Consider the following 8,894-nt stretch of genomic DNA (forward strand, 5'->3'; position numbering starts at 1 on the left):
CGTGCCTCGGCGGTGACCTTCGAGGAAACGGAGTGACCGTCACGGCCGGAGCGCTGCCGCCGCCGTGCGGACGAGCGAGGCGACCGCCTGCGACCGGGTGCCCGGCTGCCACGCGAGCACCGTGGTGACGTCGGGAGCGTCGACGACGGGCACGGCGACGTGCTCCGGCCACTGCCAGGCGCGGCTGGAGGCGGGGATGACGAGCAACGTCCTGCCGAGCGCCACGAGCTGTGCGAGCTTCGACTGCGTGCGCACCTCCGGGCCCGGTCCGTCCGGATAGGACCCGTCCAGCTGCGGCCACCGGGCGATCGGCAGGCCCGGCACGTCGCGGGCCTCGGCGAACGTGAGCTGATCACGTGCCGCGAGGGGGTGCGCCGCGGGAAGGATCGCGACCTGGCCCTCCGTCAGCAGGTCCTCGGTGTCGAACCCGGCGAGGTCGTCGAACGGCCGGTGCATGAGCGCCACGTCGGCACTCCCGTCACGCAGCAGCCCCGCCTGCTCGCCGACCTCGCACAGCAGCACCTCGACCGGCGTCTCGGCCTCGACCGCGCCGAGCAGCCGTTGCAGCAGTTCGTGGGACGCCCCCGCCTTGGTCACGAGCACCAGTGGCCGGCGGGGGTCTCCCGCGCGGCGCGTCCGGCGCGCGGCGGCCGCGACCGCGGCGAGCGCCAGGCGTGCCTCGTGCAGCAGCACCCGGCCCGCGTCGGTGAGCGCCACGCCCCGGCGGTCGCGGTCGAGGAGCTGGACGCCGAGCCGGTGCTCCAGCTGCCGGATCGCGCGGGACAGTGGCGGCTGGGCGATCCCGAGCCGTTCGGCGGCGCGGCCGAAATGCAGTTCTTCCGCGACTGCGACGAAGTAGCGGAGTTCGCGGGTTTCGAGATCATGCACGCACTTCAGCGTACTGATACCTGTGGAGTATCACAGGGTACTGAATCGATCTTGGACAGCCGGTGCCCTCTGCGTCGAGCATGGATCACGTGAGCGACAAGAAGACCGCGCTGATCACCGGCGCGAACAAGGGAATCGGTTTCGCCATCGCCCAGGGCCTCGGGGCGATCGGCTTCACGGTGGCGGTGGGCGCACGGGACGACGCCCGGCGGGCGGACGCCGTCGAACGCCTGCGCGCCAACGGCATCGACGCGTTCGGGGTCGCGCTCGACGTCACCTCCGACGACAGCGCCGCCGCGGCGGCGAAGACCATCGAGCAGACGACGGGCCGGCTCGACGTGCTCGTCAACAACGCGGGCATTGCGGGGCGCACCGACGGCGGCGCCCAAACTCCGTCCACATTGGACCTTGATGTCTTTCGCACCGTCTTGGACACCAACGTGTTCGGTGTCGTGCGCGTGACGAACGCGATGCTGCCGCTGCTGCGCGCGGCGGAATCACCGCGCATCGTCAACATGTCGAGCGACATGGGTTCGCTGGCACTGCAGACCGGACCGCAGCTGGCCGCCTACGCGCCGTCGAAATCGTTGCTCAACAGCATCACCGCGCAGTACGCCCGCGAACTCGCGGACACGAACGTCATCGTGAACGCCGCCTGCCCCGGCTACGTCGCCACCGACTTCACCGGCTTCGCCTCGCCGCGCACGGCGGAGCAGGGTGCCGCGATCGCCGTCCGGCTCGCCACGCTGCCGGACGACGGGCCACGCGGCGGCTTCTTCGACGACGAGGGCGTCGTTCCCTGGTGATCTCCCGTCACAACCCGGCGAGCCGCTCCACGTCGGCGACCTTCCGCAGGTTCAGCCGGTGCGAGACCAGCACCGCGCCGGGGACAGCCCCGGCGCGCGCTCAGCCACGTCAGGCGCAGCCTCACCGGGATCCGGCGGGGCTGCGCCGTCCCGTCACCTCCCGGCGGCCTGCCGGTCCAGCTGGTCCCGGACGCTGCGCGGGCGCATGTCCGTCCAGTTCTGGTTCACGTAGTCGAGGCAGGCCTGGCGGGTGTCCTCGCCGTGGGCGACGGTCCAGCCGTCGGGCACGGCGGCCAGCGTGGCCGGCCAGAGGGCGTGCTGGCCCTCGTCGTTCACGACCACGAAGAAGCGGCCGTCCTCATCGTCAAAAGGGCTTGTGCGCATTGGAGATTCCTGACTAGTAGATGGTGCGGTCGTCGGCACTACGGCGGTGGGCACGCGACTTGCGGAGGTCGCGGGCGACGTTCAGGCGGGTCAACCAGCGGTCGGTGCCGTCGAAACGGGCCGTGAACGGCTCACGGCCGTGCGTGCCGCGGTAGTTGTCCAGGAACAGGACCTCGCCGGGCTTCAGGGCGTAGCCCGCGATGTTCGCGTCGATCGCCTTGACGATCGTGTCCAGCGCGGCGGCTGCCTCGGGGTCGGAGGCCGGGACCTCCATGAAGTACGGGTCGAGGCGCAGGTAAGGGTTCTCCTGCGGGCCGAACAGCACCGCGATGGGTTCCGGGTTCGCGTCCAGGCCGGAGATCCACTCGTAGCTGCGGTCGCGCAGGCGGCGCAGCTGCTCGTCGCCGTCGTTCTGGCGGTTGGCGGCGAGGTGCGAGCGGTCCGGGCGGATCGGGAAACGCTCCTGGCGCAGCACCTCGACCACGTCGGCCGGCAGGTCGATGCCTTCCAGCGAGCCGTACGTGGTGTTGACGCCGTCGGGGTTGCGCAGGCACATGAGGCCCACGTAGTCCGTGCGCATCGGGTGGAACGCGTCCTCGATGTGCCACGTGAGCAGCTCCTCGCTGCCCGAGCCGAGCTGCTCGAACTGGTGTTCCTTGATGGGGAACACGTCGTGCAGCAGCCGGCCGTCCTGCTGGGTGGACCAGGCGATCGGGTCGCCGAGCAGTGACGCGCAGAGGTAGAAGAACAGGTCCTCCGCCAGGGTCGGCCTGCCCTCGCCGCCGCAGTCCTTCCAGTGCCCCGGGGTGAGGCCGATACGGTCGTCGTCGATCGGGTAGCCGCCGATGACACACAACGGGTGGGGCTCGGTGAGGCGGAACTCCAGCAGGCCGGCACGCAGGGCGCGCGGCAGTTCGTGGGCGATGATCGTGGCCTCGCGCACGAACGCGGGGTCCTCGACCGTGCGGTAGCGCTCGGCCAGCGCGGCCACGAGGACACCGGCCTCGGCGATGTCGGATTCGGACAGGTCAATTCTGAACACGGGCCTTCTCCCCTGCGAGTGCGAGCGTTTCGAGGCCTCGGGTGAACGAGGCGGTGGGGCCGCCGTAGCCCAGCCGGACACGGGTCGGGTCCCCGAAGCACGACCCCGGGACGAGGAGCGTGCGGTGTTCCCGGGCCAGGTCGTGGCAGAACCCGGTGGTGTCGGTGTGGCCGAGCAGCTGCGGGAACGTGCTGGCGCTGCCCATCGGTTCCGGCAGGTCGATCAGGTCGGGGTGGTCGGCGGCCCACTGGCGCAGCAGCCCCAGGTTGCGGCGGGCCTGCTCCATGCGCGGGCCGACCAGCAGGCCGGCGTGCCGGGCGACGCGGGTGGCGAGCAGCTCGACCAGCGGCGAGAGGTGCAACGTCATGCGGTCGCGCAGGTCGAGGGTGCCGCGCAGGACGTCCTCAGGCCCGATCGCCCAGCCGACGCGCAGACCCGGCAGGCCGTAGCCCTTCGACAGCGTGCCGATGGAGATGGCCTTGTCGTAGTCGTGCACGGGGTCCACGAGCGGCTCGCCCTCGATGACCATCTCGCGGAAAGCCTGGTCCCACACCAGGTACGCGCCCGCCTCGGCGCAGATGGCGACGAACTCGTCGCGCTGCTCCGGGGTGAGCGACGCGCCGGTCGGGTTGTGCGGGAAGTTCACGACGACGGCCTTGGCTCCGTCGATCACCGCACGCAGGTCGTCCAGGTCCGGGCGGAAGCCGTTCTCCGGGCGCAGCGGCCACACGCGCAGGTCGCAGCCCATGGACCGGGCGATCGACGTGTGCGTGTGATAGGTCGGCTCGGTGACGACGATGGCGTCGGTCGGTTCGAGCAACGTGCTGAGCACGAGGTAGATCGCCTCGCTGCCGCCGTGCGTGACCATGACCTTGTCGGGGTCACCGGTCCCCCACTGCGCGGCAATGGCGGTGCGTACTTCCTCGCTGCCGAACGACGTGCTGTCGCGGAACACGACGGCGTCGAGCTCGTCGCTCCCGATGCCGAGCAACGCGCGCAGCTCCGCGAGCGAGTAGTCCTCGACCCCGCTGCTGCCGATGTCGTCGTCGACCGCGAAGTAGTACAGGCGCATCCAGTCCTCGAGCGGCGCTGGTTCGAACTTCATAAGGGCGACTCCTTTCAGCGGTAGGCCGAGGACTGCAGGTCGTACAGCTCGGCGTAGAGGTCGGGGTGGGCCATGAGGTGCTCGTGACTGCCGATCTCGCGGATGCGGCCACCGTCGAGGACGACGATCAGGTCGGCCATGCGCACGGTCGAAAAACGGTGCGACACAAGAAGAGTCACCGTTCCGCGTTGCTTCCCTTCCCGGGCGGCCTGGGCGAAGCGCTCGAACAGCGCGTGCTCGGTCTGCGGGTCGAGCGCGGCGGTGGGCTCGTCGAAGACCGCGAGCAACGGGTCGGTGCGCAGCAGTCCGCGGGCGAGTGCCAGCTTCTGCCACTGGCCTCCCGACAGCTCGACGCCGCCCTCCCACGACCGGCCGAGCTGGGTGTCGAGGCCGCGCGGCAGACCGTCCACAACGGACCTCGCCCCGGCCCGTTCGAGAGCCCCGTGCAGCGCGGCGTCGTCGTCGATCCGGCCGATGTCCGCCACGCCAACGGTTTCGCGGGCCGCGAACTGCAGCTCCACGAAGTCCTGGAACGCGCCGGTGAGCCGGGTCCGCCAGTCGGCACTGGGAATGCGGCGCAGGTCGACGCCGTCGACCTGGATCTCGCCGCCGTCCGGTTCGTAGAAGTCGCACAGCAGCTTCACGAGTGTCGACTTGCCGGCACCATTCTCGCCGACCAGCGCGACCACGGACCCGGCCGGCAGGTGCAGGGACACGCCGTCGAGGACGGTGCGCTCGCTGGCCGGGTAGCGGTAGGTGACGTCGACGAGGTCGATACCGTGGCTCAGCGAGGCGGGCGGCTGGACCGGCTCGTCGGTGCGCTTGACGGAGGTCTCGGCGAACCGCTCGAGCCAGACGTAGCGCCGGGCTTGCTTGAGACACCACAGGAAGTCGCCGCTGTAGCCCACGGAGGAGGCGACGACCGCGGCCATCTCGATGGTGAGCGCGACGACCATGACGACGTCGCCGGGGGTGGCCCTGCCCTCGATCGCGAGCCAGACCACCAGTGCGATGGCGCCGAAGAACCCCGCCGCGTTGATCACCGCGTCGATGCTCTTGAGCACGGCGCCGCGCCAGGCTGCGCGGTTGCGGGTGTCGAGCACCTCGTCGGAGACCGCGTGGTGACGGCGGACCAGTTCGCGGGTGAGCCCGAAGACGCGCAGCTCCTTGCCCGCACCGGCGGTCGTGCCGATGTCGAACAGGTGGCGGCGCAGCCGCTCGGGTTCGCCGGTGTCCTCCTGGGCGTCGACCGCGAGGTCGTTGGCCCGGCTGGTGATCCACAGCGAGATGAACGCCAGCAGCGCCAGCGAGATGAGCGCGGGGTGGACGTCGGCGAGCAACAGCGCCGTCGCGCCGAAGCCGACGAACGCGCTGATCAGACCGGCCGTCGCGTTGGTCATCTCGGCGAGGCTCTCGCGCTCCTCGCGAAGGAGCTGGATCTGGTCGAGGTACTTCGGGTTCTCATGCGGGGCAAGGCTTCCGATCCCGCCGAGCAGGCGCATCAGCGTCCGGTCGGACAACGCCTGGGTGCGTTCGAGCACCGCGAACACGCAGTGGGCGTTGTAGTACTGGGCCACGATGAGCAGCCCGGTCGCGGCGGCGATGCCGAACCCGGCGGTGAGCGCCCGGTCCAGATCGCGATCGCTGGCGGCGTCGACGAGAACGCCGGCGCTGTAGGCGATGAGGGGCCCGGTGAGCGCGAGCGCGATCTCGGTCAGGATCTGGAAGACCGCGTGCCAGCGCGCCGCGCGGAACCCGAAGCTGATGGTGGTGAGGAAAGCCCGCCAGGTGTCACGCATCGGTGCCTCCTCCCGTCGGCTGGAAACGCTCCGCCTGCAGGCGGAACAGGTGGGCGTAGCGGCCGTCTCGATCGATCAGCTCGTCGTGGCCGCCGGCCTCGATGACGCGGCCGTCGGACACGACCACGATCCGGTCCGCGCGCCGCACGGTGGAGAAGCGGTGCGAGATGATGATCGTGGTGAGTCCCTGGGTGAGGTCCAGGAACCGTTCGTACAGCTCGGCTTCCGCCCGCACGTCGAGTGCCGCCGCGGGCTCGTCGAGCACGAGGACCTTGGCGCCGGCCTCGACGGCGAACATCGCGCGGGCGAGTGCGACGCGCTGCCACTGACCGCCGGAGAGGTCGACGCCGTCGGAGTAGGTCTGCGACAGGACCGTGTCCCAGCCGTTCGGCAACGACTCGATCAGGTCGCCGATCCCGGCCCGTTCGGCGGCGCGGCGCAGCATGTCCTCGTCACCGGCGTGCTCGACGGCACCGAGTCCGATGTTGTCGCGCACCGGCAGGTGGTAGCGGGTGAAGTCCTGGAACAGCACCGCCACCCGCCTGCGCCACTCCTCGGGATCGAGGCTGGCGAGGTCCGCGCCGTCGACGCTGATCTTGCCGCCGGTGGGTTCGTAGAAACCGGCGAGCAGCTTCACGAGCGAGGTCTTGCCCGCGCCGTTGTCACCGACGATCGCCAGCGACTGCCCGGCCGGGATCACCAGGTCCAGTCCTGTCAGGACATCTCGTTCCCCGCTGGGATATCGGAACGACACCCCTTCGTAGCGGATCTCCTGCGACGGAACCTCCGCACCGACCGGGAGTCCGGACTGCGGTGGCGCACCGTCGGCGAGCCGCTTCTCCAGCGAGAGGAGCTTCGGCACCGTGACGGCGGCGTTCGACAGGTACAGATGCTCGTCACCGACGGCGTACTCGTTGGCGTTGGCCAGTGCCTCCACGAACACGGCGAGGGCGGCGAGCGTCAGGTTGCCCTGCACCGCCGCGTAAGCGAGCAGGCCGTAGGAGAGCACGTTGATGACCAGGATCGCGGACGCGGAGCCGAGCACCATGCCGGGCCGGGGGCGGCGCGCCTTGCGGATCGGGCCGATCCCCGCCTGCCACAACGTGTCGAACCGGGTGACGAGCCAGTCGAGGGCGCCCCAGAGGCGCACCTCCTTGGCAGGGCCCGGATCGAGCGCGAGGTCCCTGGCGTACTCGGCCTGGCGGAGCTGGGCGCTCTGCCCGAACCCCTCCTCGCCGACCCGCAGGTAGTCGCGCTGCATCCGGTAGACGATGATCGGCCAGATCACGAGCCACGCCAGGCCGAGCCACCAGTGGAACCAGGTGAGCACGGCCGCCGAGCCGATGGCCCGCAGCCACGACGTGAGCACCTCGGGCAGGGCCTCGACGGTCTGGCCCGGCCGGTGCGCGCTCATGCCGAGACCCCGCACGATGCGGACCTCGTCGAGCACGTCGGAGTCCTCGAGGTGAGCGATGCCCCTGGGCTTGCCCAGCGCCGTGAGCACGATCTCCTGCAGGTACCGGTCGAGGTCGCGGCCGAGCGTGGACACCGCGGCCCGCAGCAGCGGGGACGTCAGGCGCTCGAGGAGGATCGTGATCGCGACCGCGACCAGCAGGGTGCCCACCCGGCCGGCGGCGGCCGAGTCCGCGCCGTCGCGCGCGGCGGCGGGAATGGCACCGATCAGCAGACCGGTGAGGACGGCGATCCCGATGGGCAGGACCGCGCCCACCACCACGCCGCCCGCCAGGAGCACCGTGCGCGGCCGGCTGACCCGTGGCAGGACCCGGAGGACGGCGAGGATGCCCTTGGCGGTGGGCGGGAGGTTGTGGAGCGGGTTCGGCATGACTTCCGTATCCGTCAGATCAGGCGTGCGGTCGCCGAGGCGCGCCGCTCGTGGGACTTGCGCAGGTCGGTGGTGATGCTGACCCGCTTGAGCCAGCGGTCCGTGCCGTCGTAGCGGGCCTGGAACGCCTGCCGGCCGTGCGCAAGGCGGTGGTTGTTGATGATGAGGACGTCACCCGGCACCAGTGCGACGTCCAGGCAGGACGCCTCCAGGAGGTCGCTGACCGCCTGCAGGGCCTCGCGTGCTGCGGGGTCCTTGGGCGTCTCCATGAAGTACGGGTCGATGCGGATGTACGGGTGCTCGCGCGATCCATAAAGGACGGCGACACGGTTGTCGTCGGCCTTCATCTCGTCGATCTCCGAGAACTCGGCGTCGACGCCCTTGGTCTCGTTGTGCTTGGCCAGGTGCGAGTCGTCCGGCCGGATCAGGAAGTTCGGCTCGTGCAGGAGCTCGAGGTACTTCGCGTCGAGCGACCGCAGGTCGGGCTCGGAGACGATCGTCGCGACCTTGTCGGGGTTGCGCAGGCACTCCAGCAGCAGGTAGTCCGCGCGCCACGGGTGGAACGCGTCCTCGGTGTGCAGCGTGAGCGTGTCGGTGCTGCCGATCCCCATCTGCTCGGTCTCGAAACCCTGGATGGGGAAGATGTCGTGCACGAGCCGGGCGTCCTGCTGGGTCTTCCAGCCGAACGGCTCACCGAGCAGGGAGCCGTGCAGCAGCAGGAGGATCTCCTCGGCGAACTCCGGCGTCGGCGTCGGCCGGCCCCGCCAGTGCTGCGGCGTCGGGCCGATGCGCGCGTCGTCGATGTTGTGACCGCGGACCACGGCGTAGCCCAGCTCGTCCTCCAGCGCGAAGTCACGCATGAAGCGGCGCTGGCCCACGGGCAGCTCGGCGGCGAGCAACGGCAGGTCGCGCAGCAGCTGCTCGTCCGCCGGGCCCGAGTACTCCTTGGCGATGCGCAGTGTCAGGTTCTCGGCCTCGGCGGCTTCGTCGGCCGACAGGACGTAGATCCGCTTGGGTGTGGACAAAG

At 70.5% G+C, this 8,894-nt stretch carries 8 protein-coding genes; 1 reads left to right on the forward strand and 7 read right to left on the reverse strand.

The annotated features are described in order from the left end of the window. Window positions 1-39: 39 nt before the first annotated feature. Window positions 40-888, reverse strand: coding sequence for a LysR family transcriptional regulator (locus IG04_RS0107730; RefSeq protein WP_030475858.1), 849 nt, complete (start codon window positions 886-888; stop codon window positions 40-42). Between the two features lie 80 nt (window positions 889-968). Here IG04_RS0107730 and IG04_RS0107735 point away from each other — a divergent pair, with 80 nt between their 5' ends. Then, on the forward strand, window positions 969-1,694 hold the full coding sequence (locus IG04_RS0107735) for an SDR family oxidoreductase (protein ID WP_030475859.1): 726 nt from the start codon (window positions 969-971) through the stop codon (window positions 1,692-1,694). A 153-nt stretch (window positions 1,695-1,847) separates the two neighbouring features. Here IG04_RS0107735 and IG04_RS0107740 read toward each other — a convergent pair whose 3' ends face one another. From IG04_RS0107740 to gntD (IG04_RS0107765), 6 genes are read right to left on the reverse strand one after another with little or no spacing between them, the layout of a single operon-like run. After that, window positions 1,848-2,078, reverse strand: a complete 231-nt coding sequence (locus IG04_RS0107740; RefSeq protein ID WP_030475860.1) for an MbtH family protein — start codon at window positions 2,076-2,078, stop codon at window positions 1,848-1,850. Window positions 2,079-2,091: 13 nt separating this feature from the next. After that, complete coding sequence (gntD, locus tag IG04_RS0107745) at window positions 2,092-3,120, reverse strand: guanitoxin biosynthesis L-enduracididine beta-hydroxylase GntD (protein WP_030475861.1); 1,029 nt, start codon at window positions 3,118-3,120, stop codon at window positions 2,092-2,094. Further along, the gene (gene vioD / locus IG04_RS0107750) at window positions 3,107-4,225 is read right to left on the reverse strand and encodes a capreomycidine synthase (RefSeq protein WP_030475862.1); all 1,119 of its coding nucleotides are present in this window, start codon (window positions 4,223-4,225) and stop codon (window positions 3,107-3,109) included. The genes gntD (IG04_RS0107745) and vioD overlap by 14 nt, the downstream gene beginning before the upstream one ends. A 14-nt stretch (window positions 4,226-4,239) precedes the next feature. Next, window positions 4,240-6,024, reverse strand: a complete 1,785-nt coding sequence (locus IG04_RS0107755; protein ID WP_030475863.1) for an ABC transporter ATP-binding protein — start codon at window positions 6,022-6,024, stop codon at window positions 4,240-4,242. Then, window positions 6,017-7,867 (reverse strand): ABC transporter ATP-binding protein, encoded by a 1,851-nt coding sequence (locus IG04_RS0107760; RefSeq protein WP_051769181.1) that lies wholly within the window; start codon window positions 7,865-7,867, stop codon window positions 6,017-6,019. The genes IG04_RS0107755 and IG04_RS0107760 overlap by 8 nt, the downstream gene beginning before the upstream one ends. A 14-nt stretch (window positions 7,868-7,881) precedes the next feature. Next, window positions 7,882-8,892 carry a guanitoxin biosynthesis L-enduracididine beta-hydroxylase GntD gene (gntD, locus tag IG04_RS0107765; protein ID WP_036014068.1) on the reverse strand — a complete coding sequence of 337 codons (1,011 nt, stop codon included), beginning with the start codon at window positions 8,890-8,892 and terminating at the stop codon, window positions 7,882-7,884. Between the last annotated feature and the right edge of the window lie 2 nt (window positions 8,893-8,894).

The sequence above is a fragment of the Lentzea albidocapillata genome, assembly GCF_000719115.1.
Taxonomy (GTDB): domain Bacteria; phylum Actinomycetota; class Actinomycetes; order Mycobacteriales; family Pseudonocardiaceae; genus Lentzea; species Lentzea albidocapillata.

Coding starts and splice junctions, on each gene's coding strand:
- IG04_RS0107760 (WP_051769181.1), bottom strand. CDS start 7,867: ATGCCGAACCCGCTCCACAACCTCCCGCCCACCGCCAAGGGCATCCTC.
- IG04_RS0107735 (WP_030475859.1), top strand. CDS start 969: ATGGATCACGTGAGCGACAAGAAGACCGCGCTGATCACCGGCGCGAAC.
- IG04_RS0107755 (WP_030475863.1), bottom strand. CDS start 6,024: ATGCGTGACACCTGGCGGGCTTTCCTCACCACCATCAGCTTCGGGTTC.
- vioD (WP_030475862.1), bottom strand. CDS start 4,225: ATGAAGTTCGAACCAGCGCCGCTCGAGGACTGGATGCGCCTGTACTAC.
- IG04_RS0107740 (WP_030475860.1), bottom strand. CDS start 2,078: ATGCGCACAAGCCCTTTTGACGATGAGGACGGCCGCTTCTTCGTGGTC.